The sequence below is a fragment of the Pseudoalteromonas sp. NH0006-26 genome, from assembly GCF_057552415.1.
This window is the reverse complement of the sequence record NZ_BAAJMJ010000003.1, coordinates 222,520-249,187: the sequence shown is the minus strand read 5'-3', so window position 1 is coordinate 249,187 and position 26,668 is coordinate 222,520. Positions and strand designations below refer to the sequence as shown.

Here is a 26,668-nt window from a genome sequence, read left to right as displayed (position 1 = left end):
AAAAGACTATTAAGGATTGATTATGGCTACGGCAACTAAAAGTAAAACACCCATTGATACAAAACAAGACAATGAAGCACCACTCACCGATAAAGCAACCTCGGCTGCACATGACGCAGTAGATGCGCTTTCAAGCAAAGCAGCAGCAGCAGAAAGTGGCGTTCGTAAAGGAGCAAGCAGCTCAGCAGAAGCGCTGAACGAAAAACAACTTGCAGCGCGCGAGAAGTTAGAAGAATGTACTTCTAAGACTCGCCAGCTAGCATCAGAAAACCCACTAGCAACGGCAGGTATTGCATTTGCTGCGGGTATGTTAGTTACTGCACTATTTCGTCGTAAGTAATACGGATGCAAGACCTTAATACAACATCAAGTGGATCTGAGCAGACAGGCTCATCGCCATCGGATGCAACTCAAACCGATGATTGGCAAGATCATATCGCCAAGCTTGCTGACTATGCGGCTCAACTCAAGGATGATTATCAGCAACAAGGAAAGTTGACGCATCAGTTGGCAATAGCAGAGTGGAAACTATCGCTAAGATCCTTAGCGCTGATCACTATTTTGCTAGGATGTTTCGCCAGTGGCTTGGTGTTGTTGTGGGTAGGATTTTTAGGTATTGTTGGCTTTGCTACTTTTGACTTATTTAGCTCGATTTGGCTGAGCATTGCTGTAGTAATTAGCTTACAGTTTTTATGTTTGATTTGGCTGTGGAGAAATGCCGTTTACTTAAGCAATAAAATTGGCTTTACTAAAACACTCAATAGCCTAAAGCAACTGCTTAAAGTTTGAGGTACGCATAATCATGTTAATCAATTTTTTGATCAATTCACCGAATAATCGAGTGAACCACTTAAATGAACAGGTAGCTACGCGAGCTGAGCTTAAGCGTCAGCACCTTACGGCAATAAAATATCGAGCCAAACGTTTTGCTGCAACAAAAGTGGGGCTCATTAGTGCCTTTACCGCAGGCGCATTGGTGGAATCAGCCAAAGGTAATACCAACACGGTCAAAAAATACAGTTGGTTATTAAAATTGCTTGCTTAAAAGCGCCTGAATTTGTTGTTATAGCGCACCAAAAAAACCATTTTGGTAATCACTAATTGCTTGGCGAATCTCAGCGTCAGTGGTCATTACAAAGGGTCCCATATGAGCAATTGGCTGATTGAGCGGATCGCCTGCCAATATAACTACTCCCGCTGTTTTTTCAGCATGTATACTAATTTCACACCTCGGTTCAAGAATAAGTAATTTACCCGCTTCAAAGGTGTCACCTTGCGCAGATATTAACGCCCCAGTATGTACATAAATCATCACTTTTTGCTGTTTTAAAGCCGGTAAATTAATACTTTCCCCCACAGGTAGCGCTACATCGGCAATAGCGCCATTAGCGGCTAAGTTTTGTAAGCTTGAAGCCAATTGCTGTGACTCAAATTGCCACGTCCCTGCCAACGCTTTGAGGCTAACGCCTTGTTGATTAGTAAAACTAGGGGCTGGCTGTAATGTGGTATCTTGGTATTGCGGCTCACGCATTTTTTCAGCGCTGGGCATATTAAGCCAGATTTGAAAGCCATGTAATCCTTGTTCGGCATCAGCAAGTGGCATTTCACTGTGCATTACTCCGCTGCCAGTACTCATCCATTGCACGTCGCCCGCGCGAATCGCTTCTTTGTTACCCATTTGATCTTTATGTTCAAAGCCACCTTTTAGAATGTAGGTAAAGGTTTCGATACCGCGATGAGGATGAGGAGGAAAACCACCAATGTAGTCGCTCTCATCGTCCGATTTAAGCTCATCAATCATTAAAAATGGGTCTAAATATTTACCATCAAACCCTGGGATACGACGAATATTGACGCCATCCCCATCTTGAGTTGCATAAGCAGTTAAAACTTTGGTTATCTTCATTTTTTTGCCCTGGGTCTTTTGACCTTTCAAGGTTAAATTTCCAGCAGTATGTTTGGTATTTAGGCAAGGCAGCGTCTATGTGGTGTGGTATTCCCCATGAATAGACGATAACGCAGCATCAATGCCAAACAGGCGCTGCCCGAAGGGTTCTACCTAGGGGCGATTTACTCTTTGTTGCTCGGTTTTTACTTAGCCCACTAGGTTACAAACCTCGAGCCGCGATTAAACCGCCCCTAGTTTGAACAAATTGTAATCTGCAAAGGTCAACAGACCCTAAATATATAAAAGATTAATTTATTACTTCATCATGTTTTTTTAGTAAATTAATAAGTTTCAAGTATATGCCATACTTTTTTATTTTATAATCTACGATATAACCTTAGTAGTTTAAAGGTTATATATAGTAGGATTGGCAAGCGTCAATTCACCTTGTACTAATTTGGATACGACTATTTTTACTACATCATTAAAACACCAGCTCTATCGTCTTCTTATGCTTATTTGCATACCTGTTGCTGCTATTATTTTAGTAACCTTGTGGTTTAGTCGTGACGCAGCCATTAAAGAGCATGAGACAAAAGTGCGCACCATCACTGAGCAACTCATTATCAAACAACAAAGCATGATTGATGATGTCAAAAAAGTTACTGAGTTTTTAGCAAAAAAACAAAAAGACATTAAGTCTTTACCCTCTACCTGTCCTTCATATTTTTTAGATGTTAAGACACTCAATGGTAATATCGCGAATATTGGTATAGTAAATAAAAATGGTGACCTAATTTGTACCACAAAAAGTAGCGACACCAATATTAATATTAGCGACCGACCCTATTTTAAAAACGCGCTCACCAGTAAAGAGTTTAGTATTGGCCATTTTCAACACGATCGTAGCCTCAAAGCTCAGAGCATTAACTTTGCTTACCCTATCTTAAATAAGAACAATGACGTTGAAGGCGTTATTGTGACCGTAATCGCTTTAGACTGGTGGAGCTCGGCACTTAATACTTTAAATTTATCGACAGAAATTAGAGCTATCATTACTGACTCAAACGGTAGTATTTTAGTTAACTACCCTTTTTCAGCCAATAGACTAGGCAACAAATTGGAAAAGTTTGATTTAGCGCATAACTTGCAAGCTGGTGTCATTTTTAAAGGAAAAGATGGTATACGTAGAGTGTTTCATCAAACAACACTCTATAGTGATGGCAATGACAATAAACTCTCTATTTATATTACTCAACCAATAGATGAAACACTTGAACAAATAGATATTAACTTTGTAAGAATGGTTTTAGGTTTTTTAATTGCCACTCTTCTTTTAGCCGTATTGGCTAGACGATTAGTCAATAAAAGCATTTTAACCCCGATTAAAAGTTTAACGCAGGCTGTTAACCGCTTAGCTGCCGGTAATATGCCCCATGATGATGAGCAGCCCAATAGCCCTGAGCTAAATAGACTTTATCATCGTTTTAAATACATGGCCGAAACTCGCTTAACGGCTGAGGCATGCCTTAAACATAAACATGACGAGCTCAATAGTTTACTTAATGCGCTACCTGATGCTTTTTTACGCGTAGATGCCAATGGCAATATTCTTGATACTGGTGGACGTATTGAATCATTAAATTATAGCCATTCAACACCGCCTAAAAAATTGTCATGTTTATTATGTGCTACCAATTTAAAACAGGTGGAAGCGTGTTTAAAACCGCTCAGTGAGCCAGTTACTATTGAACTTGAAGATAAACAAGACGAGCAGTTCTTTGAAGTTAAAATCAGCCCAATGCAAAAAGCCGATGAGTTTATAATTGTTATTAGTAACATAACGCAACGAAAACAAAACCAAGAGTCTTTGCATTTAGCGTCGTTAGTTTACAACAACAGCAGTGAAGGCATGGCAATCACAGATGAAAATGGGGTTATTTACGATGTGAACCCTGCGTTTTGTGAAACTACTTTGTATTCTCGAAAAGAGGTACTCAATAAAACGGTGAGTATTTTGTCATCGGGTAAACATGACAAACAGTTTTATGATTACATGTGGCAATCAATAAATACAACAGGTCGTTGGCAAGGTGAAATAACCAATCGTCGCAAAAATGGCGAGCTATATGCTGAATGGTTAACCATAGATACTATTTACGACAAAAATAAAGTCCCGACTAGTCGTATTGCTATTTTTACCGATTTGACCGAGAAAAAACAAGCCGACGAGCTAATTTGGCGACAAGCCCATTTTGATCACTTAACCGACTTACCTAATCGACTAGAACTAAAAGAGCGGTTAAATAAACGGTTTACGAGCGTTAACAACGACGACCAAAAACTGGTCATTATGCTGTTAGATATTGATCACTTTAAAGATATTAATGACACTTTAGGCCATCATTATGGCGATAGATTGCTTAAGTTAGTGTCTGAGCGAATTGTGCAAACAGCCAAAGAGGCTGATTTTGTAGCGCGTATTGGTGGTGATGAATTTGTTGTTGTGTTTAGTGATTTACACGGTAGCGATAACATCAAGCAAATAGCGAAATCACTGTTACTTAGCCTTGCGTCGACTATTTTTATTGAAGATGAAAAAGTGTATATCAGTGCCAGTATTGGTATTGCCTGCGCGCCAGATGATGGCCAAAATCCAGAGCAACTACTTAAAGCTGCTGACCAAGCTATGTATAAGGCAAAAAATAGCGGCCGCAATGACTTTGAATTTTTCTCACATGATATGCGTGAAGATGCAAATGCAAGAATGCAGTTGCTCAAAGAGCTTCGCTCAGCCATAGAGCTAGAACAGTTTGAGTTGTATTACCAGCCTATTGTATCGCTTGATGGTTTGCATATTCATAAAGCTGAGGGACTTATTCGCTGGCAGCACCCAGAAAAAGGCCTGATCAGCCCCGCTGACTTTATTCCCTTAGCTGAGGAAACCAGACAAATAAATGCGCTTGGTCAATTTGTATTTGCTGAGGCACTACAAACACTCAACGATGTTAAAAAGCATATTAAAGATGAATTTCAAATCAGTATTAACGTATCGCCGGTGCAGCTGGCAACCACAGACAGTGGCATAGACGATTGGTACGACATGCTTGAGGCAGCAAATTTACCTGCATCGAGTATTGTGGCAGAAATTACTGAAGGCTTGATGGTTAATCCTGAAGAGCTTACCCAAAGCCGCTTAAAAGCCTTGGTTAAGTCGGGGATGCAATTGGCACTAGATGATTTTGGTACAGGTTACTCATCGCTTGCTTACTTACAAGAAATGGATACCGACTACCTAAAAATTGATAAACGCTTTGTTGATAATATTCAAAAAGATAGCCAAGAGCTGGCCTTATGTGAAGCAATTATTATGATGGCTCATCAGCTTGGTTTAAAAGTAATTGCCGAGGGTATAGAAACAAAATTACAAATGGACTTATTACTTGAGGCTGGTTGTGATTATGGCCAAGGCTATTTGTTTTCAAAGCCACTGCACAAAACATCGTTTATGCAGCTGATAACAACAAACCAAGTAATTAACTTAAACTAAAATAGTTATTTAGTCTTGGTTACTGAGTATCGAGGTGGTCTGCAACATATGCGCCTCGCTGCCCTCTTTTTTTATCTGGGCCTATCGTGCTGTCTTGCGCTGTTTGCTGCTCTAACGCAGCATTGATTGTGGCTCCCAAAATAATGATATAAGCGCTAATAAATAGCCACATAAGCATAATAACCACCCCACCTAAAGAGCCATATGTTTCGTTGTAACTGGCAAAATGAGATACATAAAATGAAAAGCCAGAAGATGCCACAATCCATAATACTGTGGCAGTGAATGAGCCTACGGTAACCCAGCGCCACTTAGCTGCTTTTCTGTGAGGCGCGTAACGATATAAAATTAACAAAGCAAAGTTAAAGGTTAGTGCCAGTAATGGCCATGAGATAAGCATGATTAAAAAATCAATACTCTCTTTAATTCCTAACAGGTTAAGTGCTAACGGTAATATACCTATAATTACCAATGCTATAACCGCCACCACAATCGCGCCCACTGAAAATAATAAACGTACAAGTTGCGCCTTAAAAAATGAACGCTTTTCGTATTCGTGATAACTAATATTACACGCGGTGATCAAAGCTTGGCTGCCCTTAGAGCTACTCCAAATAGTGAGCAGTAAAGTGCCCAGTGCGCTAAGACTTAAACTGGTTTGAGACTTTTGCGCAAGGCTTGAAACCTGAGACAAAATAATCTCTTGGGTACTTTGCGGCAATAACGCCATAAATTGACTTAAATACGCACTAATATCGTTCGGTGAAGCAAAATAAGCATACACAGACACCAACGCCGCAATGGCAGGAAAAATAGCAAGAAGCGCATAAAATGCCACGCCTGCAGCTACTAAGGATAAATTATCACGGCTCATTTGTTTTATAATTCGCTTTGCAATATCCCACCAGCCACGCAGAGGGATATGGTTAGGCTGCTTGGCTCTTTGGCCACGCTTAAAGTCACTCATCGTTAACTCCCCTTTGTTGCTTTAATTCACAGCAAGTTTAATACCAAACAAATACTGCTTGATATTAGGGTCTGTTGACCTTTCAAGGTTAAATTTGCAGCAGTCTGTTTGGTATTTAGGCAAGGCAGAGCCTATGTGGTGTGGTATTCCCCATAAATAGGCGATAACGCAGCATCAATGCCAAACAGGCGCTGCCCTTCGGGTTCTGCCTAGGGGAAATTAACTCTTTGTTGCCTACATGGATGTAGGTAAGGGGCGTGAGCAGGACGCGGAAGCTTTGCTCGGTTTTTACTTATTCTTACATGGATGTAAGCCAGTAGAATAACGCAGGAGCAGTTATCGAGCCCACTAGGTTACAAACCTCGCGCCGCGATTAAATTCCCCCTAGTTTGAACAAATATTAATCCGCAAAGGTCAACAGACCCTATACTTGCTGCTATTGTGTACACATAGCCTAATTACTTCGACCTAACATGGATGGCTCCTATGCTAAGTGCTTTAATTGCAACACTCGCTAATAACGCATCTATTCCCGCAATCGATACCGTTCAGCCAAACTCGGTTTCATGGGGCTTTTTAAAAGAGCAAAGCATGCAATTACTACACTCATTCGTGCAATTACTGCCCACTTTGTTTTTAGGGATTATTATTTTGGTGATTAGTTATTTAATCGCCACCCCATTATCACGCTTGTTAATAAAGCCCGTTACTTACATGACCAACAGTAAATTAGTACACCTAGTTGCTAGGCGTGGCATTAGTACCTTAATCATTTTACTCGGGTTTTACCTATTTTTACGTTTGGCTGGCTTGACTGAATTCGCGGTCGCTATTATGAGTGGCACTGGGTTAATAGGGCTTATTTTAGGGTTTGCCTTTCGGGATATTGCTGAAAACTTTATCGCCAGCTTGTTACTAAGCGTACAACGTCCGTTTAAAATAGATGATGTAATAGAAGTTGATGGCAGAATAGGTATAGTTAAAAAAGTAACTGCAAGAGCAACCACTTTAGTTGACTACGATGGCAATCATATTCAAATACCCAATGCGACTGTGTATAAAAATACCATTAAAAACTTAACCGCTAATCCAAAGATGCGCGGTCATTTCTCAATTGGTATTGGCTACGATAATGACATTCGCGGCGCGCAAAGTCTTGCTATTAGCGTTATATCAGCTCAAACCTCTGTGCTTAGCGATCCGCCTCCTCAAGTATTGGTTGATAACTTAGGCTCCGCCACTATCAACTTTACTGTTTACTTTTGGGTCAATGGCGAACAATACAGCGTTGTAAAAGTAGCCTCACAGCTTATGCGAGAGTTAATCAACAGCTTTACACAACATAATATAAGCATGCCTGACGATGCCAGAGAGCGTGTTTTGCTCAATAGCCAAGGTGGAGATATTTACCCCACAGCAAGCGAACCTAAAACAGCAACAGCAGAGCAAACTGATATTCAAAAGCATGAAACAATAGAGCATGAACACGGTATTGATGATGTAAGCAGTGATACGGATGATATTCGCGAGCAAGCCGATGAATCGCGCGACCCGGAGCAAGGTAAAAATATTATATAGATAGGTTCGAGGTTCGAGGTTCGAGGTTCGAGGTTCGAGGTTCGAGGTTCGAGAAATTTAAAAACCTTGCAGTTAATATTACAAGGTTTTTTTATACCTGTAGCAGCGGGTTCACCTCGCGTCGTTATTAGGTTTTAGGTATTAGGTTTTAGGCCCGTCACCCGTCACCCGTCACCCGTCACCCATGAACTTAAACCAAACCTGCGAGGCATAAAGCCCCGCTTTAAAAATCATTTTGAACCACAGAGTACACCGAGGCGCTTCGCGCTACACAGAGAAGATAAAGCAAATAAACCATGTCTTTAATCATTTCCTCTGTGTTCTCTTTACCTCTGTAGTAAATAAAATCACTAACAGACGCGACATAAAGCCCCGCCTACGTCTAATCCAAACACCGTGCTTGGCTTAATCTCTACCTAATACCTAATACCTAGAACCTTTGTCTTTAACCAGACGCGGGGGAAACCCGCTGCTACATCAATCAACCTTAACCCGCCTCTCGCGGCTCGTCGCCCGCTGCCGTGAACCCAAACACCGTGCTTGGCTTAATCTCTACCTAAAACCTAATACCTAATACCTAATACCTAGCACCTAGAACCTTTGTCTTTAACCAGACGCGGGATAAACCCGCTGCTACACCAGTCAATCTTAACCCGTTCCTCGTCGCTCGTCTCTCGCCGCCCGCAACCCGCCTCCCGGCTGGAACCTGACAGCTTATTTCAAACACAAAAAAGCCCGCAGCGTTAACTGCGGGCTTTTTTATTGAATGAGTGAGTTAGCCGGTAAGCCGGGTTCTGTCCTTTCCGAAGAAAGTGATAATCATTCGTCTAGGCCATAAATCGCTCTATGGCTCAAGCAACCTACCCGGTTCCAACGTGGGCCACGCCATAAGGAACCCTATTTGGTCTTGCTCCGAGTGGAGTTTACCTTGCAACCGACTATTACTAGCGGCCCGGTGCGCTCTTACCGCACCCTTTCACCCTTACCAATCCGAAGATTGGCGGTCTTCTCTCTGCTGCACTTGTCGTGGGCTCACGCCCCCCAGCCGTTAACTGGCACTCTGCCCTGTGGAGCCCGGACTTTCCTCCCCCTGATCATTTTCGTCACAGGCAGCGATTATCTTGGCTAACTCGGCGCGCAGTATACATGAGAGCACAACACTACGCAGTAAACATTTACTGTTTTTCTTCAATAATTGTTTTATACAGCGCGTTTTTCTTCATGCCGAAGTAATCGGCTACTACACCACACGCTTTTTTCATTGGCATTTCGTTTTCGAGTAACGCTAACATTTTACGGGCTTCTGGCGGAATATCGTCAACTACCTTAGCTTTCCCTGGCAGCATGAGTACTATTTCGCCACGTTGTTTAGTTGGATCGTCAGTTAAAAACTGCTTTAACTCAGTCACGGTGCCATTAAAAAAGGTTTCAAAGGTTTTCGTGAGCTCTTTGGCAAATACCACCTGTTGCTCACTACCGAGTGCTGCTTCTAAATCGTCAAGACTTGCCATAATACGGTGGGTACTTTCATACATAATACTGGTAATACTTGAGTTAACCGCATCTATAAAAAAGTCTTGGCGCGCTTTACTTTTAGCAGGCGTAAAACCAATAAATTGAAAACGATCAGTAGGTAACCCAGAACAACATACCGCTGTAATAGCAGCACATGCACCAGGCACGGGTGTTACACTTGCGCCTTGCTCACGACATAAGTTAACCACCGCATAGCCAGGATCGCTTATAAGCGGCGTGCCGGCATCAGAGACCAGTGCAATATTTAACCCTTGATTAAGTTGGTCGATAATTTGCTGCGCTTTTTGCTTTTCATTATGGTCATGTAACGCAAAGGTTTTAGCCTTAATACCAAAGTGGCTAAGTAGCTTACCAGTATGGCGAGTGTCTTCAGCCGCGATTAAGTCAACCTGCGATAATGTCGCGATTGCACGCTGACTTAAGTCGTCATAATTGCCGATTGGGGTGGCAACAACGTAAAGAGTGCCAATTTTCTGTGAATTCTCCTCATTTAACATTGAGGTCTCCTGCGTCAGTCAGTAATATAAGCAAATCGCGTTAACGTATGGGAAATCATTGTGCGACTTAAACTAGTTAGTCTATTAATTATATTGTCAGGGTTATCGGCGTGTAGCACAACCGAAAAACCAACTAAAACCAGCGATAACTTAAGTAACAGTGCCAATACGCTGAAAAATGAAGCACTGAATGCGCAATCTATTTACCAATTAGCGCAAAACCGCTATGGCGCTGATAAAATCCAGCTACTTTATAGTGCTCGTGATAGCGCAATTACAGAAGAAAACTGGCCGCTACTCGAAAAAATATGCACTGAACTTGCACTTACCGCCAGTGTTGATCAAATTCAAAATCGTTTATATATTGCCTTTGCGCAAAAAGAGCAAAATAAAAATCAGCAAGCACTTGAGGTACTAAATTCACTGGAGGGGCAACTTAAGCAACCTGAACATTTTGCTTGGCACCAATTTTTAACGGCCAGCATTTTTGCGTCGCAAGATTTACCAAAACGTGCTGCTCCTTACTTTTTTGCTGCATCTGAATCGGTAGCAAAAAATAATATTTCTATCCCTAAACTTAATGACGCACTTTGGCATAATTTAAAGCAGCTTTCTTCGTATGCATTAGAGCGATTTAACCGTGGCTCGGTTATTCAACAAGGCTGGGTTAACTTAGCTTTGTATCATCAGGTTTATGCCAACAGCTCTGTTGATTTAGACCAAGCGATTAATAATTGGCGCCGCCGTTACCTTGGGCACCCTGGTACCAATGTTCTACCAAAACAAGATACCTACGCCAATGAATTAGCACCACTAAATATTGAACGCTTAGTTGTGCTATTACCTCAGTCAGGTGCTAACAAGCGCTTAGGGGATGCATTAAAAGCAGGCATACTGGCTGCGCTTGATAAAAAAGAGATTAGCGAAACGCTGTTTATTGATGAAAATGCCGAAACCGAAGCGTTAAGTGCACAGATAACACAATTACAACCGGACTTTGTTATTGGCCCGCTATTAAAAGCCAATATAGATAAGCTTGCTAATACCAATATATTACTCGATATACCCACATTACATTTAAATACCTTTGATGGCGAACGAACCTCTCTGCAGCACTACTTTTTTGCGCTTAATCCTGAGCATGAAGTACAACAAACCCTAGAGCACTTTTTAGCCCAAGGTTATCAAAAACCTATGTTGCTAGCGCCAAATAATACCAATGGTCAGCGCTTAATTGACTACTTTAATCTGCAATGGCAACGCTATAGTGAAACAACCACACAAGTTGGCTTTTACAACGATAATAAAGATATGCCCAATACCATTACCAGCTTGCTAGAAGTTGATAAATCAAAAGAGCGTATTAAATCGGTTAAAACACTTTTCAATAAAGAAGTAGAAAGTGAAACCCGCTCACGTGGCGATATTGATGCAATTTACATATTAGGTGACGCCATAGAGACCCGATTAATTAAGCCTTACCTAGATGTTAACGTAAGCACCTTTGCCGACAGAATCCCTATTTACGCCAGCTCTAAAAGTCATAGTAAGCAAATAGATACCACTGACAAAGGCGATTTAGACGGGCTCTATTTTACCGAACTTCCTTGGATGTTAGACTCACAAATTACGCAGCATAATCTTCGTAAGCAATATAATGATTTATGGCCTGAACAGGCTGATATTAGCCAACGTTTATTTGCCATGGCCTACGATGCCGTCGCCATGCTGAATGATATTAGACAGCTGAGCATTACACCCGATAAATACTTTTCAGGCTTAAGCGGTAAATTGTCCATTAATAGTGCCGGTGATATTGAACGATCACTGCAATGGGCGCAGTACAGCAATCGCCGTATAAAACCTGTGGAATTAAAAACACAACGCCCTGTGCCGCTATTTATGCAGTCGGCAAACGATGGCATAACCATTATTAACTAAGGGGTTAGCATGTCGTGGTTTAAACAGCTGTGGCAAAATAGTCGTGAAAAAGGCCAGTATTATGAGCGCCAAGCGCAAAAGTATTTAGAAGCGCAAGGTTTAAAAGCGATTGAGCGTAATTACTACTGCCCCTACGGTGAACTTGATGTCATTATGAAAGACGGTGACACCTTAGTGTTTGTTGAAGTTAAGTTTCGTAAAAATAACATAAAAGGCGGCGCTAATTATGCGCTAAGCCCGCAAAAGCAAGCTAAGTTAAAGCGCACTATTTATCATTACCTTGGTGCTAAAAACTTAAAAAACCAGCCATTACGTATTGATTACGTAGCTATAACAGGCGAACCGTCATTACATATTAACTGGCTGAAAAACGTATTTTAATGTCTGATGTATAAAAATAAGACGATTACAACAGCTTCATGTTGAGCATACAGTTAAACATTAGCTAACGCCTAAAATAATTACCTTTTAATAAAGCCGGTGTGAGCTCACACAGAATTAGAGATAAATTGTTGGTAACCCATGCAAGATACAATTAAAGAAATTTTTAAAGAAAGTATTCAAGTTCAAATAGCCGCAGGCGAAGTGTTGCCAAGCGCGTTAGAATCAGCGGCATTTACCATTGCACAAAGCCTGATCAATGGGAATAAGTTGATCTGTTGCGGTACTGCAAATTGCCATATGCTGGCACAACACATGGCAGGCGTACTGGTTAATTTTTACGAAACAGAACGTCCCTGCTTACCTGCAATCGCTCTCTCACAAGAAAATATTAACTTGGGCCAAGGCAATCAAATAGATGACCACGATACATTTGCACGCCAAGTTCGTGCCTTTGCTCAGCAAGGTGACTTATTATTGGTACTTGCCATTAATGGTAATGAAAAACACATAATTTCTGCAGTAGAAGCGGCACTTACCAAAGATATGAAGGTCATAGTAATGGTAGGCGATGATGGCGGCGAACTCGTTGGCTTGCTTGGCCATAACGATGTTGAAATTCGTACGCCGTCTAAACGCCCGAGTCGCATTATTGAATCGCATTTAGTGAACCTTCACTGTTTAAGTGAGTTGGTGGATTTAACCCTTTTCCCGCAGGACGAAAATTATGTTTAAACGCTCCCTAATTATCTTAGGCACTGTTGTGTTATTGCAAGGTTGTGCCGCAGCTGTGGTCGCCGGTACAGCCAGTGCTGTTACTGCCGCTAACGATAGACGAACCATTGGCTCGCAAATAGACGACAACAATATTGAAATAAAAGCCAGTATTGCTATTAGCGAAGATGAACGCCTTAATAAGTTTGCTCATATCAGCGTTATAAGCGTAAATGGCGTGGTTTTAATGGTAGGCCAAGTGCCTAACCAAGAAATGAAAAACCAAGCGTTTAAAACCATTGAGAACCTATCTGGTATTCGCAAAATTCATAACCAACTTCGCATTGGCTCTAATATTGGCATTACCACGCAAACACACGACTCATGGTTAACCTCAAAAGTAAAAGCGCAGCTTTTAGCCGCTGAAAACATCAGCAGTAATAATATAAAAGTAGTGACTGAAAATGCTGAAGTGTACTTAATGGGGTTAGTATCTGACGCTGAAGCAAACCAAGCCGTAAATATAGCTCGTAACGTCTCTGGCGTAGAGCGGGTAATTAAAGTGTTTGAGTATTTGTAAAAGTATCAGGTTCGAGGTTCGAGGTTCGAGGTTCGAGGTTCGAGGTTCGAGAAATTTAAATACCTTGCGGTTAATATCGCAAGGTTTTTTATGTCTGTAGCAGCGGGGTTATCCCGCGTCGGTATTAGGTTCAAGGTTTTAGGCCCGTAACTCGTCGCTCGTGAACTTAAACTGATCCTGCGCGGCATAAAGCCTCGCCTACAAAACATTTCTTACCACAGAGAACACCGAGGCGCTTCGCGCTTCACAGAGAAGACAAAGCAAATAAAACATGTTTTTAATCATTTTCTCTGTGTGCTCAGCCCCCTCTGTGGTAAATAGAATCACTAAAAAGACGCGGAATAAATCCGCTGCTACACCAGTCAATCTTAACCCGTTCCTCGTAGCCCGTCACCCGAGGATTTAAACCACCTGCGTGGCATAAAGCCCCGCCTACAAAACATTCTTACAGAGAAGACAAAGCAAATAAAACATGTTTTTAATCATTTTCTCTGTGTGCTATGCACCCTCTGTGGTAAATAAAATCACTAAAAGACGCGGGGTAAACCCGCTGCTACACCAATCAACCTTAACCCGTTCCTCGCAGCTCGTCGCCCTTGAACTTAAACCAATCCTGCACGGCATAAAGCCCCACCTACAAAACATTTCTTACCACAGAGTACACCGAGGCGCTTCGCGCTACACAGAGAAGACAAGGAAAATAAAACATGTCTTTAATCATTTCCTCTGTGTGCTCTGCACCTTCTGTGGTAAATAGAATCACTAAAAGACGCGGAATAAATCCGCTGCTACACCAGTCAATCTTAACCCGTTTCTCGCAGCCCGTCGCCCGTGAACTTAAATCAAACTTGCGCGGCATAAAGCCCCGCCTACAAAACATTCTTACCACAGAGTACACAGAGGCGCTTCGCGCTACACAGAGAAGACAAAGCAAATAAAATATGTTTTTAAACATTTTCTCTGTGTGCTCTGCACCCTCTGTGGTAAATAGAATCACTAAAAGATGCGGAATAAATTCGCAGCGACACCAATCAATTTTAACCCGCCTCTCGCAGCCCGTTGCCCGTTGCCCGTTGCCCGTGAACTTTAAAATCAAACTTGCGCGGCATAAAGCCCCGCCTACAAAACATTCTTACCACAGAGTACACCGAGGCGCTTCGCGCTACACAGAGAAGACAAAGCAAATAAAACATGTTTTTAATCATTTTCTCTGTGTGCTCTGCACCCTCTGTGGTAAATAAAATCACTAAAAGAGGCGGGGTAAACCCGCTGCTACACCAATCAACCTTAACCCGTTCCTCGCAGCTCGTCGCCCTTGAACTTAAACCAATCCTGCACGGCATAATGCCTCGCATCTCGCAGCCCGTCGCCCGTCGCCCGTCGCCCGTCGCCCGTCGCCCGTCGCCCGTGAACTTTCACATTTATACAGACATAAAAAAACCGCTTATTAAGCGGTTTTTTTCTAACATTTACTAATTATTTTATAACGCGTAAATGTGAGCCTTTTTTCTTTTCAGGCTTAGGAGCTGGCGTTTCATCAACTATCTCTGGTGATGAATCGACACTTTCAAGCTCTGGAGCAAAATCGTCTTCGTCCTCTAAAAACTCATCTGCAGTAAAGACTGTGCCTTCGCCATTCTCGCGTGCATATATTGCAAGTACAGCCCCTAAAGGCACGTACACTTGCATTGGCTGGCCGCCAAAGCGCGCATTAAAGCTAAGCTGAGTATTATCTAACGAAAACTGCGTAACCGCTGAAGGGCTTATGTTCAATACAATTTGGCCATCTTGGACAAATTGTGTTGGCACTTGCACTGCAGGAAAGTCAGCATTAACCACTAAGTGTGGCGTGCATTCGTTATCAACAATCCAATCAAAAAAAGCGCGTAGTAAATAAGGACGATTAGAAGTCATTATAAACGGATCTCACGCTCTGCTTCAGTTAAAGAAGCTTGGAATGATTCACGTTCAAATAAACGAATCATATACTCTTTAAGTTCTTTAGAGCCTGCACCATTTAGCTCAATACCAAACTCTGGTAAACGCCATAACAGTGGAGCTAAGTAACAATCAACTAAGCTAAACTCTTCACTCATAAAGTAAGGCGCTTCACTAAAGATTGGTGCTATTGCAAGTAATGCTTCTGTCAGCTCTTTACGAGCTTGCGCGGCATCAGATGTGTTGTTAATGATTTTTTCAGCTAGGCTGTACCAATCAGTATCAATACGGTGCATCATTAATCGACTACGACCACGCATGACCGGATATACAGGCATTAGTGGAGGATGAGGAAAACGTTCATCAAGGTATTCCATGATGATGTTTGCCTGATATAAACCAAGCTCACGGTCAATCAGTGTTGGCACTGTGCCGTAAGGGTTAATTTCGTGAAGTGCTTCTGGCAGGTTATCCTTTTCAGCCATATGAATATCTACACTTACACCTTTTTCAGCAAGTACAATGCGTACTTGGTGGCTATACATACAGTTAGCACCAGAAAAAAGGGTCATTACAGGGCGCTTATTGGCAGCTACGGCCATGCCTACCTCCATTAAATAACTAAAACAGCAATAGGGGCTTAAGCCCCTATTGCAAAATTACCTTTAAATATGTTCAAACTTAATGAACATCTCTCCAGTATTCTTTCTTCAGCATAAATGCCAAGATAAATAGGATAATTAAAAATCCGATTACCTTAAGACCTAGCGCTTCCGACTCGAGACGTGTAGGTTCACCTACATACTCTAGGAAATTCGTTAAATCACGAACTGCTTGGTCATATTCATCTACACTTAATTCGCCCGTACCATCTGTTTTTGTACCAGTAATATGAGTGGTTGTTTTACCATCTACTGTTACTTCTTCAGTAATTGCAGTAGGAACACCTTGCAACTCTTGAAGAACATGTGGCATACCCACCGATGGGAATAACGTATTATTTACGCCAAACGGACGAGATTCATCTTTGTAAAACGATTTTAAATAGGTGTAAATCCAATCACTGCCACGCACACGCGCAACGTTGGTTAGATCCGGCGGAGCCGCACCAAACCATTTTGCAGCATCTTCTTTTGCCATAGCATTAAGGATATGACCACCCACTTTTGAACCATCAAAAATAAGTTGCTCTTGACCAATCTCTGTTGGAATACCAATGTCACGGAAAGTACGTTCATAACGTTGATACTGCATTTGGTGACAACCAAGACAGTAGTTCATGAACAACTTTGCGCCACGCTGCAAAGAAGGTTGATCAGATATATCGTTACCCGCTTCCATTAGAGGAACTGACGGGCCTGCCGCCATTGCAGGTAACACGTTTATTGATAAAGCAAATAAACCTATTAATAGCTTTTTCATCATTTCGTTAACCTCTCAGGCAATGGCTTAGTTTTTTCATTCTTACTGTAAACAAATAACAGTACGAAGAACATAAAGTAAGTCACAGTACAGACTTGCGAAACAATCGTTTTAAAATCAGTTTGTGGTGTAGCACCAACCCAACCTAAAAGAACGAAAGTAACAACAAAACCTGCAATGTTCCATTTGTGGAAACCACAACGGTAACGAACTGAACGAACCGAACCACGGTCAATCCAAGGTAATAAAGCTAGCACGACAATTGATGCACCCATTGCAGCAACACCCATTAGTTTGTCAGGGATTGCACGTAAGATTGCATAGAATGGCGTGAAGTACCAAACAGGGAAAATATGCTCTGGTGTTTTAAGTGGGTTAGCTGCTTCAAAGTTTGGCGCTTCTAAGAAGAAACCACCCATAGCAGGCATAAAGAACACAACCCAACAGAACAAGATTAAGAAACCAACCACGCCCACAATATCTTTTACTGTGTAATAAGGGTGGAACGGAATCGCATCAATAATGTCTTTTTTATCAGTGTAGTATTCATGGAACTTAAATTTAGGCTTGTCTTCTTCAGCCACAGTTCCTTTTTTACGTTTGTTATCAATACCGTCTGGGTTATTAGAACCCACTTCGTGTAGTGCAACAATGTGTAAAAATACTAAGATAACAATAACCAATGGCAGTGCAATTACGTGTAATGCAAAGAAGCGGTTAAGCGTTGCACCTGAAATTACATAGTCACCACGGATCCACAGTGTTAAGTCATCACCAATAACCGGGATAGCCCCGAATAATGAAATGATTACCTGCGCACCCCAGAACGACATTTGGCCCCATGGTAATAAGTAACCCATGAATGCTTCAGCCATTAGGGCTAAGAAAATGAACATACCGAATAACCACAGTAATTCACGTGGTTTTTGGTAAGAACCGTAGATCATGCCACGGAACATGTGCATGTAAACAACGATGAAAAACGCAGATGCACCCGTTGAATGCAAATAACGTAATAACCAACCGTACTCTACATCACGCATGATGTATTCTACTGAAGCAAATGCACCTTCAGCAGATGGTACATAGTTCATCGTTAACCAAATACCTGTAAGTATTTGGTTTACTAGTACTAACATAGCTAGAGAGCCGAAGAAGTACCAGAAGTTAAAGTTTTTCGGTGCTGGATACTGTGCAATGTGCATGTTCCAAACACGTGTCATTGGGATACGGTCGTCTATCCACTCAACAATTTTACCAAACATTAGGCCACCCCTTGTTCTTCGCCCACTAAAATAGTGGTCTCATCAAGAAAAGTATAAGGTGGAATTTCTAAATTTAATGGTGCAGGTACCGATTGGAATACACGGCCAGCCATATCAAACTTAGAACCGTGACATGGACAGTAAAAACCGTCATCAGTCCCTTCCACTTTCTCACCAAAGCCACCTTGTAAAAAGCTAGGTGAACAACCCAAATGCGTACAAATACCTACAGCGACAAAAATCTCTGGGCGTAATGAACGGAAATCATTGGTTGATGATTCTAATTGTTGTGGCTCTTGCGATTGCGGATCACGAAGTTGACCTTCATGTTCTTTCATCTGCTCAAGCATTTTTGGGGTCCGTGATACAACCCATACAGGTTTACCACGCCACTCGACACGTATTAATTGTCCTGGCTCAAGTTTGCTGATATCTACTTCTACAGGCGCACCCGCAGATTTAGCTCGCTCACTTGGATTCCAAGACGCAATAAAAGGAACAGCAGCCCCAGCCGCACCAACACCACCAACAACAGAGGTAGCTATGGTTAAAAAGCGACGTCGGCCATTGTCTACAGGCGCATTGCTCATCCACTTATCTCCACTATGATTCTCAACACTTGCTATATTGAGAACATCAGTTACAGCAGGTTAATTTTTCGAATTTTAAAAGAGAAACGATCATAATTAAAACCCTTGCTTAAAACAAGGTTATTCACAGCCTCCTGCTCGAATAAACCTGACTTGCTCAAATAGTTGATTAAGTAAGCTCGAGTATGAAACCAAATGACTATAGTATCGCTTCCGTAAAAACAATTTGTAAACAAGTACAATCTCACCAACTAAGTACAGTAACAACTGAATTTGGCGACATTAAACTCATTCACTTTATTTGCCCGCCAATTGTAGCAAAAAAATTCACCAATTAACTGATGGATTTAAACTAATTGCGATAATTATTTAACTTTTTTTGCGTTAGTCGGTCATTTTTAAGCTTTCGTTCAATAAATACGCATGCTTTGCCGATTCTGATCAAGCTAATGTCGACATTAGTCGTAAAGGGAAAGGTTCGGGGTTCGGGGTTCGGGGTTCGGGGTTCGGGGTTCGGGGTTCGGGGTTCGGGGTTCGGGGTTCGGGGTTCGGGGTTATCGTGCATTTTTAATCATAGAGATTAATTTACCAAGCATTTTCCCAATGCTTTCACACTCATCTAAAGCGTATTCTGTTTGTTCATAATTAATATAACCTAACTCAAAAGCAATCATTAGCTGAGTTTTTAATTCACCGAACAGACCCTTTAGCTACAGAAAGTAAGCTCTTTCTTTATCAGAGTAACGCTCATAACCCTCTGCAAAATTGCTAGGCACTGAAACTGCGCTTCGACACATTTGATCTTTTAAGTCAAAATCCCTCAAAGCAGTAAAGGTTTGGTATACAAACAAACTTAATGAGAAAGACTTTTTCCATACATTTAAACTTTCATACCTCACAACCACTCCTTAGTCTTAATCCCGCTTCCATCATAAATTATAGTAAACATATAATTTAACGCACGGAACTTAATCTCTTTCGCAGCTCGGTTTTCGTAGCCCGTTACTCGAAATTCATTATCTAAAAACAAAAAACCCAGCATAAGCTGGGTTTTTGAATTCTTGATAACGTAAAAATTAACGTTTTGAGAACTGTGGACGCTTACGCGCTTTCTTAAGACCCACTTTCTTACGTTCAACTTTACGTGCATCACGAGTAACGAAACCTGCTTTACGAAGTTGTGGACGTAGTGACTCGTCAAACTCCATAAGTGCACGAGTGATACCGTGACGGATAGCACCAGCTTGACCAGTAGTACCACCACCGGCAACGGTGATGTGAAGGTCAAATTTTTCAGTCATGTCTACAAGCTCAAGAGCTTGACGAACAACCATGCGTGCTGTTTCGCGACCAAAGTACTCTTCTAAAGAGCGCTTGTTGATTACGATGTTACCAGTGCCTGGGCGTAAGAATACGCGAGCACTTGAACTTTTACGACGACCTGTACCGTAGTATTGATTTGCCATGATAGTGCTCCTTAAATGTCTAGAACCTGAGGCTGTTGTGCAGCATGGTTATGCTCAGTACCCGCGTAAACTTTAAGTTTGCGGAACATAGCGCGGCCTAAAGGACCACGTGGCAACATGCCTTTAACAGCTTTTTCGATGATCATTTCAGGCTTTGCAGCTTGAAGTTTATCAAAAGTAGTAGACTTAAGACCACCTGGGAAACCAGAGTGAGCGTAGTACACTTTATCTTTGAATTTGTTACCAGTAACAGTAACTTTCTCAGCGTTGATAACGATGATGTAATCACCAGTATCTACGTGTGGTGTGTACTCAGCTTTGTGCTTACCGCGTAGGCGATGAGCGATTTCAGTAGCGATGCGACCTAAAGTTTTATCTTCAGCGTCAACTACGTACCAGTCACGTTTTACTGTTTCTGGTTTAGCAACAAACGTTTTCATTTATAAAAATCCAATGTTTTTCAATTAAAACCACAGGTAGTTATTATTAACTACCGCTCTAAGTATGCTACAACCCCTTCGAGTTTTAGACTTTTTCGCCGCTCACAAGTGGCTAAACTATATGAGGACATAGAACGCAACGTGGCAGACGCGGGAGTATACCAGCACTTAAATCACATTGCTACCGGCCGGTTGTTTTTTCCTCAAGAAAAGTTTGGGGTCGAGGCTTCGAGATACGAGCTTCGAGACCCGTTACCCGTCGCCCGAGAACTTTACTCTTTACCTTTATTACTTCTGACACACCTCACAAAAAACGGTGCTGCGTTGCCCTAAACGAATTTCTGTTAGTGCTGTGTCGCAATTTACACAAGGCTGGCCTTTTCGGCCATACACTAATAGCTGCTGCGCAAAATAGCCTGGCTTACCGTCACTTTGGGCAAAGTCTTTTAACGTTGTTCCGCCCTGAGTAATTGCTGCGGCTAGGGTGTCTTTTATAATTGGGATTAACGCTTGGTAGCGTTTAAGGCTTACTTTACCGGCCTCTTTTCGCGGATCGATACCCGCTTTAAATAATGATTCGTTAGCGTAAATATTACCAACCCCTACCACCACGGCGTTATTCATAATAAATTGCTTAACGGGCACTTTTTTATTGCGAGATTGCTCATAAACACGTTTAGCAAAAAAGTCATCAGTGAGTGGCTCTGGGCCTAATTTAGCAAGTAACTTATGCTCTTCATTGGGCGCTTGCCATAAACAGCAACCAAAGCGACGTGGATCGTTTAAACGCAGCGCCTTATTATTCGCTAAAATAAACTCAACATGGTCATGCTTTTTAAGTGGCTCATTGGCGTTCACAACCCTCAAGTTACCCGACATACCTAAATGCAATATAGCCGAGCCTAGCTCGCATTCTAACAATAAGTATTTAGCACGGCGCTCAATACTACTAACCACCAGCCCTTCAAGTTGATACACCTCATCTGGGACAGGCCAGCGCATACTGGCATTATGAATATTTACCTTAGTCACAACTTGGTTTAGCACATGGGGGGTAATGCCCATACGGCTAACTTCTACTTCTGGTAATTCAGGCATTAATAATACTCACTTATGAAAAGGTAAAACTTGGAAATAATTGTTTTGCAGTGGTTAAATCTAGCAACAATAATCGCTGACTGGTTTTATCGAATAAATAATACTGACCATGCGCCTCAGATAATAAGTACACCCAAGGTAGGGGCTCACCGGCGAGTTCAAGCGTGGCTACCGATAGTGGCTTATTCATATCAAGCGCATCAGGTGTGGTAGTGGTCATCAGCGCGGTATTTTGCCATAAATAAACTAGCTCACTAAGTTGCTGCTCTGAACCTTGCCAGCTAAGCGGTACATTCTTTTGCAAAGCAGTAGTACGCCAACTAGTGCCAATACGCTCAATTTTTTGGTCGATAAATTTAAGTGTTAATACAAAACTTTGAGGAGGAAGTAGTGGCTGCAGTTGCGCCTGTGTTTCATCATTCCCTATGTTTTTATGCAGTCCATTTAAAAAGAAGATCATAATCAACATCGAAAAAATAATAACATTGTTCCAACCTTTGCGGCCGAGTTGCATGTGGGTCTTCCAATTAATAATATCGATTTAAAGTGTAACCAAAACTTAATTACACTGTCTATATGTTAAAACCCAAAGACTTTGCTAGAATATCGGCAAATTTTAAGGAGTTTAGACATGTCAATGTATGTAGTGGGCCATAAAATCCCAGATTCAGATTCAATATGTGGTGCAATTGCACTTGCGTATTTAAAAAACCAAATTGATGAGCCAGCAATCCCAACTCGCCTGGGTGAAGTGTCACCTGAAACACAATTTATTTTAGATAAATTCGGTTTTGAAGCACCTGAGCTAAAACTTAGCTACGCTGGCGAAGACGTTTATATTGTAGACCACACAGAAAAAACCCAAGCACCTGACGATATTGATCAGGCTCGCGTTGTTGGCGTGGTAGATCATCACAAGCTAGGTGATTTAACCTCATCAACACCGCTTGAGTGTTGGATCCGCCCTGTTGGTTGTTCAAACACCATTATTAAAATGATGTATGACTTCTACAACGTTGAGATCCCTAAAGACATTGCCGGCATTATGCTTTGCGCCATTTTAAGCGACACGGTTATTTTTAAGTCACCAACCTGTACTACTGCTGATATTAAATGTGTTGAAGCGCTTGCAGAAATTGCAGGCATTGAAGACTTTAAAGAACTAGGTATGGACATGTTCCGCGTTAAATCTGCCGTTGAAGATACGCCAGTACGTGACTTAGTAATGCGTGACTTTAAAGACTTTAACATGAACGGCAACCTCGTAGGTATTGGCCAGTTAGAAGTTATTGACCTTGCGGTATTTGACGATATTAAAGCCGACCTTGAAGCCGACATCGCCAAGCTTAAAGAAGAAGGCGGTCGTCACTCAGTATTTTTACTTCTGACCGACATTATGAAAGAAGGCTCACAAATGCTAATTGCATCAGACGATGCTAGCCTAGTTGAACAAGCCTATGGTGAAAAACCAGAAAACGGTAAAGTATGGCTAGACGGCGTATTGAGTCGTAAAAAGCAAGTAGTGCCCCCACTACAAGACGCTTTTAAGGGCTAGGTTCGAGGTTCGAGGTTCGAGGTTCGAGGTTCGAAAAATTTAAAAACCTTGCGGTTAATGTCGCAAGGTTTTTTTATGCCTGTAGGCAGGAGCTCACCCCGTGCAGTGGGTAGGTAAGTTCGCAGCCCGCTTTTGCACCACAGAGAACACCAAGGCGCTGCGCGCTGAACCGAGAAATCCATTACTGATCTCTAAAATAATAACTGCTCTCTACCTGTAATCACTCCCTCTGTGCACTCTGTGACCTCTGTGATAAATAGTGTTTTAATTTCTTTCACCACAGAGGACACCGAGGCGCTGCGCGCTGCACCGAGAAATCCATTGCTGATCTCTAAAATAATAACTGCTCTCTACCTGTAATCACTCCCTCTGTGCACTATGTGTCCTCTGTGGTAAATAGTGTTTTAATTTTTTGCACCACAGAGAACACCGAGACGCTGTGCGCTTCACCAAGAAGACAAGTCATTTTTAACTTATTAATCTTAAAATTATTTAGGAAATAAAGTAATTAAACTCTGATCCTTTTAATACCATCAACGAGCTTAACTTCATTAAAATTAACTAGCAGACCTGTTCTTATTCCTGTCAGCTTTAAATACGTCATCAACTGAGCAGAATGAATAGGCCGCAATTTATCAACTGCTTTTAATTCAACAATTAACTTATCCGGTAACAATATATCAAGTCTATAGCCTGCATCGATTGATACATTCTTGTATTTTATAGGTAGTTCAGCTTGCGCAATAGCTAGCAACCCAGATTGATTTAGTTCATACATTAGACAACTTTCATAACTAGACTCTAATAAGCCTGGACCCAAATGTTTATGAACCTCTATAGCGCAACCAATAACCTTATGAGTTAGTAAATCTGTTTCCATTGATATTTTTATCCACTTCCTTGTAATTTATTTTGACAGTATAGTCACTTTCTTGTGTAAAGGATTATTTTGAATTACAGTGAAAATAGAAGCACTACAGCGAGAAAAGCTTCAATTACTGAAATCCCAAAATCTAACAACTGCTCTTTAACTTTTGTCTTTAATCACTACCTCTGTGCACTCTGTGACCTCTGTGGTAAATAGTGTTTTAATTTTTTGAACCACAGAGAACACCGAGGCGCAACGCGCTACACCGAGATAAAAAGCTTCAATTACTGAAATCTCAAAATCTAACAACTGCTCTTTAACTTTTGTCTTTAATCACTACCTTTGTGTACTCTGAGGCCTCTGTGGTAAATAGTGTTTTAATTTTTTTGAACCACAGAGAGCACCGAGGCGCAACGCGCTACACCGAGAAATCCATTGCTTACATCTAAGTTCTAATATCACTGCCTTTTATTTTTAACCACTTCCTCTGTGCACTCTGTGGCCTCTGTGGTAAATAGTGTTTTAATTTTTTTGAACCACAGAGAACACCGAGGCGCAACGCGCTACACCGAGATAAAAAGCTTCAATTACTGAAATCTCAAAATCTAACAACTGCTATTTAACTTTAATCACTTCCTCTGTGCACTCTGTGAGCTCTGTGGTAAAAATCACTAAAAGATGCGGGATGAACCCAGAGCAAAAGCTAAACGGCATATTTGAAAAGCAACTCTAGGATCTAGGTTTTTACTAATACCTCGCGCAATTTTGCTATGGTAACCCGCTAAAGTTCCAAACTATTAATTGCCTGCTATATTTACCCATAAAATAAAGGCGTTAGGCTCTAGGTGCTAGTCTCGAGCTTTGAGCTTTGAGCTTTGAGCCGTAACCTGTGGCCCGTAACCCGTGGCCCGCAGCCAAAACATAAGGACATAAAATGCAAATACTTCACCATGGAGCAGTCAATGGCGTAACAGGCTCATGCCACCAGCTGATAATAAACGATCAAAGCTCTTTTCTAATTGATTGCGGGCTATTTCAAGGTGAAGATTCTGTTGATGATCTTAATATTGAATTTAATATAGATACAGTTCGCACGTTGATCGTCACCCATTGCCACATCGATCATGTTGGCCGAATCCCCTACTTATTAATGGCTGGCTTTAAAGGACCCATATTTACCTCTATTGCATCGGCCAGTTTACTGCCACTAGTGATTGAAGATGCATTAAAAGTGGGCGTCACGCGCGATCAAAAAATAATAGATACCTGCCTAAGGTTACTAAAACAGCAAATTATTGAAGTTGATTTTAAAACCTGGTTTGAACTTCCTTGTAAGGGTGAACACACAGCGAAAGCTCGACTACAACGGGCAGGGCATATTTTAGGCTCCGCCTATGTTGAAATAGACATAAGCACGCCTCCCTATAAAGCGAGCAATAATCATAGAGTGGTCTTTTCTGGTGATTTAGGCGCGCCCTATACGCCTTTACTACCCGCCCCTAAAGCCCCTTATAAAGCAGATACTTTAGTTATTGAGTCAACCTATGGGGATAAAAACCATCAAGGGAGAAAACAACGTACGCAAACCTTAAAAGCCGTGATTGAGCGCGCAGTTGCCGACAATGGCGTCGTGCTTGTGCCCGCATTTAGTATAGGCCGCACACAAGAGCTGTTATACGAGCTTGAACAGCTAATTCATGCCTCTACAAAAAATTCACCTTGGCGCACAATACAAGTAATACTCGACTCCCCCATGGCGGCTAACTTTACTCAGCAGTATCGAAAATTTAAATATTTATGGGATGAAGAAGCTAAACAAAAAGTAGCCAAAGGCCGCCACCCACTCGACTTTGAAAACCTCACTACAATAAATACCCATAGTGAGCACCTAGCGTTAATAAATTATCTAGCCACACGCCAAACACCTGCAATTATTCTAGCTGCAAGCGGTATGTGCACCGGCGGACGAATAGTTAACTACCTAGAGCGATTTTTAACAGATGAAACCACCGACGTACTCTTTGTAGGTTACCAAGGGCGCGGCACATTAGGGCGGGATATACAAACCTATGGGCAAAAAAATGGCTATGTATTTATTAATAATACCCAGATTAACATTAACGCCAAAATACACACCATAAGCGGCTACAGCGCCCACGCCGATCAAGCGGGATTAATAAAATTTGTAACCGGCATGCGCAAAAAGCCCCACCATATAAAAATAGTCCACGGCGATGATGACGCTAAAAATGCACTAGCGAAAAAATATAGGGAAGAGTTGGGGGATGAGGTAAAAGTTGAAATTGGAAAGGGATAGGTTCTAGGTTTGAGGTTTTAGGTTCAAGGTTTTTTATGCCTGTAGGCGAGGCTTTATGCTACGTAGGTTTTGGGCTC

The 26,668-nt window shown here is 41.7% G+C and carries 25 protein-coding genes, 1 other RNA gene and 1 pseudogene; 12 read left to right on the top strand and 15 right to left on the bottom strand.

What is annotated here, in order from left to right; translation table 11 throughout:
* Window positions 1-22: 22 nt before the first annotated feature.
* Genes AC27JR_RS06175 through AC27JR_RS06165 form a run of 3 tightly spaced genes read left to right on the top strand, consistent with a single transcriptional unit; the run spans window position 23 to window position 1,045 of the window.
* Window positions 23-340: a DUF883 domain-containing protein gene (locus AC27JR_RS06175; protein WP_487173085.1), complete on the top strand. Its 318-nt coding sequence runs from the start codon at window positions 23-25 to the stop codon at window positions 338-340.
* A gap of 5 nt (window positions 341-345) precedes the next feature.
* Window positions 346-789, top strand: a complete 444-nt coding sequence (locus AC27JR_RS06170; RefSeq protein WP_487173084.1) for a hypothetical protein — start codon at window positions 346-348, stop codon at window positions 787-789.
* 13 nt (window positions 790-802) lie between these two features.
* Window positions 803-1,045, top strand: coding sequence for a hypothetical protein (locus AC27JR_RS06165; RefSeq protein WP_487173083.1), 243 nt, complete (start codon window positions 803-805; stop codon window positions 1,043-1,045).
* An 18-nt stretch (window positions 1,046-1,063) separates the two neighbouring features.
* Here AC27JR_RS06165 and AC27JR_RS06160 read toward each other — a convergent pair whose 3' ends face one another.
* The gene (locus AC27JR_RS06160) at window positions 1,064-1,906 is read right to left on the bottom strand and encodes a pirin family protein (protein WP_487173082.1); all 843 of its coding nucleotides are present in this window, start codon (window positions 1,904-1,906) and stop codon (window positions 1,064-1,066) included.
* Between the two features lie 493 nt (window positions 1,907-2,399).
* On the opposite strand from AC27JR_RS06160, the gene AC27JR_RS06155 reads away from it, so the two are divergent.
* Window positions 2,400-5,438 carry a bifunctional diguanylate cyclase/phosphodiesterase gene (locus tag AC27JR_RS06155; protein WP_487173081.1) on the top strand — a complete coding sequence of 1,013 codons (3,039 nt, stop codon included), beginning with the start codon at window positions 2,400-2,402 and terminating at the stop codon, window positions 5,436-5,438.
* A gap of 19 nt (window positions 5,439-5,457) precedes the next feature.
* Here the strand turns inward: AC27JR_RS06155 and AC27JR_RS06150 are convergent, their stop codons facing one another.
* Complete coding sequence (locus AC27JR_RS06150) at window positions 5,458-6,405, bottom strand: YihY/virulence factor BrkB family protein (protein ID WP_487173080.1); 948 nt, start codon at window positions 6,403-6,405, stop codon at window positions 5,458-5,460.
* A 486-nt stretch (window positions 6,406-6,891) separates the two neighbouring features.
* On the opposite strand from AC27JR_RS06150, the gene AC27JR_RS06145 reads away from it, so the two are divergent.
* The gene (locus AC27JR_RS06145; RefSeq protein WP_487173079.1) at window positions 6,892-7,983 is read left to right on the top strand and encodes a mechanosensitive ion channel family protein; all 1,092 of its coding nucleotides are present in this window, start codon (window positions 6,892-6,894) and stop codon (window positions 7,981-7,983) included.
* Window positions 7,984-8,750: 767 nt separating this feature from the next.
* On the opposite strand, the gene rnpB is transcribed toward AC27JR_RS06145, so the two are convergent.
* Both rnpB and rsmI read right to left on the bottom strand, forming a co-directional pair.
* An RNA gene (gene rnpB, locus AC27JR_RS06140) (RNase P RNA component class A) lies at window positions 8,751-9,116 on the bottom strand.
* A 42-nt stretch (window positions 9,117-9,158) separates the two neighbouring features.
* Window positions 9,159-10,016, bottom strand: coding sequence for a 16S rRNA (cytidine(1402)-2'-O)-methyltransferase (rsmI, locus tag AC27JR_RS06135; RefSeq protein ID WP_487173078.1), 858 nt, complete (start codon window positions 10,014-10,016; stop codon window positions 9,159-9,161).
* Window positions 10,017-10,076: 60 nt separating this feature from the next.
* Between rsmI and AC27JR_RS06130 the strand changes: the two genes are divergently transcribed.
* The 5 genes from AC27JR_RS06130 (at window position 10,077) to AC27JR_RS06110 (ending at window position 14,570) form a co-directional block, all read left to right on the top strand.
* A complete protein-coding gene (locus AC27JR_RS06130; protein ID WP_487173077.1) occupies window positions 10,077-11,957 on the top strand; it encodes a penicillin-binding protein activator in 1,881 nt (626 codons plus the stop codon).
* A gap of 9 nt (window positions 11,958-11,966) precedes the next feature.
* Window positions 11,967-12,338, top strand: a complete 372-nt coding sequence (locus AC27JR_RS06125; protein ID WP_008110719.1) for a YraN family protein — start codon at window positions 11,967-11,969, stop codon at window positions 12,336-12,338.
* Between the two features lie 141 nt (window positions 12,339-12,479).
* Window positions 12,480-13,073 (top strand): SIS domain-containing protein, encoded by a 594-nt coding sequence (locus tag AC27JR_RS06120; protein ID WP_008110721.1) that lies wholly within the window; start codon window positions 12,480-12,482, stop codon window positions 13,071-13,073.
* Window positions 13,066-13,632 carry a division/outer membrane stress-associated lipid-binding lipoprotein gene (gene dolP, locus AC27JR_RS06115; protein ID WP_262976644.1) on the top strand — a complete coding sequence of 189 codons (567 nt, stop codon included), beginning with the start codon at window positions 13,066-13,068 and terminating at the stop codon, window positions 13,630-13,632. The genes AC27JR_RS06120 and dolP overlap by 8 nt, the downstream gene beginning before the upstream one ends.
* Before the next feature lie 707 nt (window positions 13,633-14,339).
* Window positions 14,340-14,570, top strand: coding sequence for a hypothetical protein (locus AC27JR_RS06110; RefSeq protein WP_487173076.1), 231 nt, complete (start codon window positions 14,340-14,342; stop codon window positions 14,568-14,570).
* A 538-nt stretch (window positions 14,571-15,108) separates the two neighbouring features.
* On the opposite strand, the gene AC27JR_RS06105 is transcribed toward AC27JR_RS06110, so the two are convergent.
* From AC27JR_RS06105 to AC27JR_RS06060, 10 genes and pseudogenes are all read right to left on the bottom strand, one after another.
* Window positions 15,109-15,546, bottom strand: coding sequence for a ClpXP protease specificity-enhancing factor (locus tag AC27JR_RS06105; protein WP_008110860.1), 438 nt, complete (start codon window positions 15,544-15,546; stop codon window positions 15,109-15,111).
* A complete protein-coding gene (gene sspA / locus AC27JR_RS06100; RefSeq protein ID WP_008110861.1) occupies window positions 15,546-16,172 on the bottom strand; it encodes a stringent starvation protein SspA in 627 nt (208 codons plus the stop codon). The genes AC27JR_RS06105 and sspA overlap by 1 nt, the downstream gene beginning before the upstream one ends.
* A 79-nt stretch (window positions 16,173-16,251) precedes the next feature.
* Window positions 16,252-16,995, bottom strand: coding sequence for a cytochrome c1 (locus AC27JR_RS06095; RefSeq protein ID WP_487173075.1), 744 nt, complete (start codon window positions 16,993-16,995; stop codon window positions 16,252-16,254).
* A complete protein-coding gene (locus tag AC27JR_RS06090) occupies window positions 16,992-18,257 on the bottom strand; it encodes a cytochrome b (protein WP_010390662.1) in 1,266 nt (421 codons plus the stop codon). Before AC27JR_RS06090 ends, AC27JR_RS06095 begins: the two co-directional genes overlap by 4 nt.
* Window positions 18,257-18,847, bottom strand: coding sequence for a ubiquinol-cytochrome c reductase iron-sulfur subunit (gene petA / locus AC27JR_RS06085; RefSeq protein ID WP_010390661.1), 591 nt, complete (start codon window positions 18,845-18,847; stop codon window positions 18,257-18,259). The genes AC27JR_RS06090 and petA overlap by 1 nt, the downstream gene beginning before the upstream one ends.
* A gap of 554 nt (window positions 18,848-19,401) precedes the next feature.
* A pseudogene (locus AC27JR_RS06080) lies at window positions 19,402-19,746 on the bottom strand (four helix bundle protein).
* Between the two features lie 177 nt (window positions 19,747-19,923).
* A complete protein-coding gene (gene rpsI, locus AC27JR_RS06075) occupies window positions 19,924-20,316 on the bottom strand; it encodes a 30S ribosomal protein S9 (RefSeq protein WP_024600778.1) in 393 nt (130 codons plus the stop codon).
* Window positions 20,317-20,324: 8 nt separating this feature from the next.
* Entirely contained in the window at window positions 20,325-20,753 is a 429-nt protein-coding gene (gene rplM / locus AC27JR_RS06070) for a 50S ribosomal protein L13 (protein ID WP_008110876.1), read from the bottom strand.
* Between the two features lie 288 nt (window positions 20,754-21,041).
* Entirely contained in the window at window positions 21,042-21,851 is an 810-nt protein-coding gene (gene mutM, locus AC27JR_RS06065) for a bifunctional DNA-formamidopyrimidine glycosylase/DNA-(apurinic or apyrimidinic site) lyase (protein WP_010390658.1), read from the bottom strand.
* Window positions 21,852-21,864: 13 nt separating this feature from the next.
* Entirely contained in the window at window positions 21,865-22,365 is a 501-nt protein-coding gene (locus tag AC27JR_RS06060) for a hypothetical protein (protein ID WP_487173074.1), read from the bottom strand.
* A gap of 117 nt (window positions 22,366-22,482) precedes the next feature.
* On the opposite strand from AC27JR_RS06060, the gene AC27JR_RS06055 reads away from it, so the two are divergent.
* Complete coding sequence (locus AC27JR_RS06055; RefSeq protein ID WP_487173073.1) at window positions 22,483-23,406, top strand: manganese-dependent inorganic pyrophosphatase; 924 nt, start codon at window positions 22,483-22,485, stop codon at window positions 23,404-23,406.
* Window positions 23,407-23,914: 508 nt separating this feature from the next.
* Here the strand turns inward: AC27JR_RS06055 and AC27JR_RS06050 are convergent.
* The gene (locus AC27JR_RS06050) at window positions 23,915-24,286 is read right to left on the bottom strand and encodes a GxxExxY protein (RefSeq protein WP_487173072.1); all 372 of its coding nucleotides are present in this window, start codon (window positions 24,284-24,286) and stop codon (window positions 23,915-23,917) included.
* A gap of 922 nt (window positions 24,287-25,208) precedes the next feature.
* On the opposite strand from AC27JR_RS06050, the gene AC27JR_RS06045 reads away from it, so the two are divergent.
* Entirely contained in the window at window positions 25,209-26,591 is a 1,383-nt protein-coding gene (locus AC27JR_RS06045) for an MBL fold metallo-hydrolase RNA specificity domain-containing protein (protein ID WP_487173071.1), read from the top strand.
* Window positions 26,592-26,668: the final 77 nt, after the last annotated feature.

What these genes read in the sequence shown, in the direction of transcription:
- dolP (WP_262976644.1), top strand. Translation starts at nt 13,066, where the DNA reads ATGTTTAAACGCTCCCTAATTATCTTAGGCACTGTTGTGTTATTGCAA.
- AC27JR_RS06110 (WP_487173076.1), top strand. Translation starts at nt 14,340, where the DNA reads ATGTCTTTAATCATTTCCTCTGTGTGCTCTGCACCTTCTGTGGTAAAT.
- AC27JR_RS06155 (WP_487173081.1), top strand. Translation starts at nt 2,400, where the DNA reads ATGCTTATTTGCATACCTGTTGCTGCTATTATTTTAGTAACCTTGTGG.
- AC27JR_RS06060 (WP_487173074.1), bottom strand. Translation starts at nt 22,365, where the DNA reads ATGCAACTCGGCCGCAAAGGTTGGAACAATGTTATTATTTTTTCGATG.
- AC27JR_RS06145 (WP_487173079.1), top strand. Translation starts at nt 6,892, where the DNA reads ATGCTAAGTGCTTTAATTGCAACACTCGCTAATAACGCATCTATTCCC.
- rplM (WP_008110876.1), bottom strand. Translation starts at nt 20,753, where the DNA reads ATGAAAACGTTTGTTGCTAAACCAGAAACAGTAAAACGTGACTGGTAC.
- rsmI (WP_487173078.1), bottom strand. Translation starts at nt 10,016, where the DNA reads ATGTTAAATGAGGAGAATTCACAGAAAATTGGCACTCTTTACGTTGTT.
- sspA (WP_008110861.1), bottom strand. Translation starts at nt 16,172, where the DNA reads ATGGCCGTAGCTGCCAATAAGCGCCCTGTAATGACCCTTTTTTCTGGT.
- AC27JR_RS06170 (WP_487173084.1), top strand. Translation starts at nt 346, where the DNA reads ATGCAAGACCTTAATACAACATCAAGTGGATCTGAGCAGACAGGCTCA.
- AC27JR_RS06045 (WP_487173071.1), top strand. Translation starts at nt 25,209, where the DNA reads ATGCAAATACTTCACCATGGAGCAGTCAATGGCGTAACAGGCTCATGC.
- AC27JR_RS06095 (WP_487173075.1), bottom strand. Translation starts at nt 16,995, where the DNA reads ATGATGAAAAAGCTATTAATAGGTTTATTTGCTTTATCAATAAACGTG.
- AC27JR_RS06125 (WP_008110719.1), top strand. Translation starts at nt 11,967, where the DNA reads ATGTCGTGGTTTAAACAGCTGTGGCAAAATAGTCGTGAAAAAGGCCAG.
- AC27JR_RS06150 (WP_487173080.1), bottom strand. Translation starts at nt 6,405, where the DNA reads ATGAGTGACTTTAAGCGTGGCCAAAGAGCCAAGCAGCCTAACCATATC.
- mutM (WP_010390658.1), bottom strand. Translation starts at nt 21,851, where the DNA reads ATGCCTGAATTACCAGAAGTAGAAGTTAGCCGTATGGGCATTACCCCC.
- AC27JR_RS06050 (WP_487173072.1), bottom strand. Translation starts at nt 24,286, where the DNA reads ATGGAAACAGATTTACTAACTCATAAGGTTATTGGTTGCGCTATAGAG.
- AC27JR_RS06055 (WP_487173073.1), top strand. Translation starts at nt 22,483, where the DNA reads ATGTCAATGTATGTAGTGGGCCATAAAATCCCAGATTCAGATTCAATA.
- AC27JR_RS06105 (WP_008110860.1), bottom strand. Translation starts at nt 15,546, where the DNA reads ATGACTTCTAATCGTCCTTATTTACTACGCGCTTTTTTTGATTGGATT.
- petA (WP_010390661.1), bottom strand. Translation starts at nt 18,847, where the DNA reads ATGAGCAATGCGCCTGTAGACAATGGCCGACGTCGCTTTTTAACCATA.
- AC27JR_RS06090 (WP_010390662.1), bottom strand. Translation starts at nt 18,257, where the DNA reads ATGTTTGGTAAAATTGTTGAGTGGATAGACGACCGTATCCCAATGACA.
- AC27JR_RS06175 (WP_487173085.1), top strand. Translation starts at nt 23, where the DNA reads ATGGCTACGGCAACTAAAAGTAAAACACCCATTGATACAAAACAAGAC.
- AC27JR_RS06120 (WP_008110721.1), top strand. Translation starts at nt 12,480, where the DNA reads ATGCAAGATACAATTAAAGAAATTTTTAAAGAAAGTATTCAAGTTCAA.
- AC27JR_RS06165 (WP_487173083.1), top strand. Translation starts at nt 803, where the DNA reads ATGTTAATCAATTTTTTGATCAATTCACCGAATAATCGAGTGAACCAC.
- AC27JR_RS06160 (WP_487173082.1), bottom strand. Translation starts at nt 1,906, where the DNA reads ATGAAGATAACCAAAGTTTTAACTGCTTATGCAACTCAAGATGGGGAT.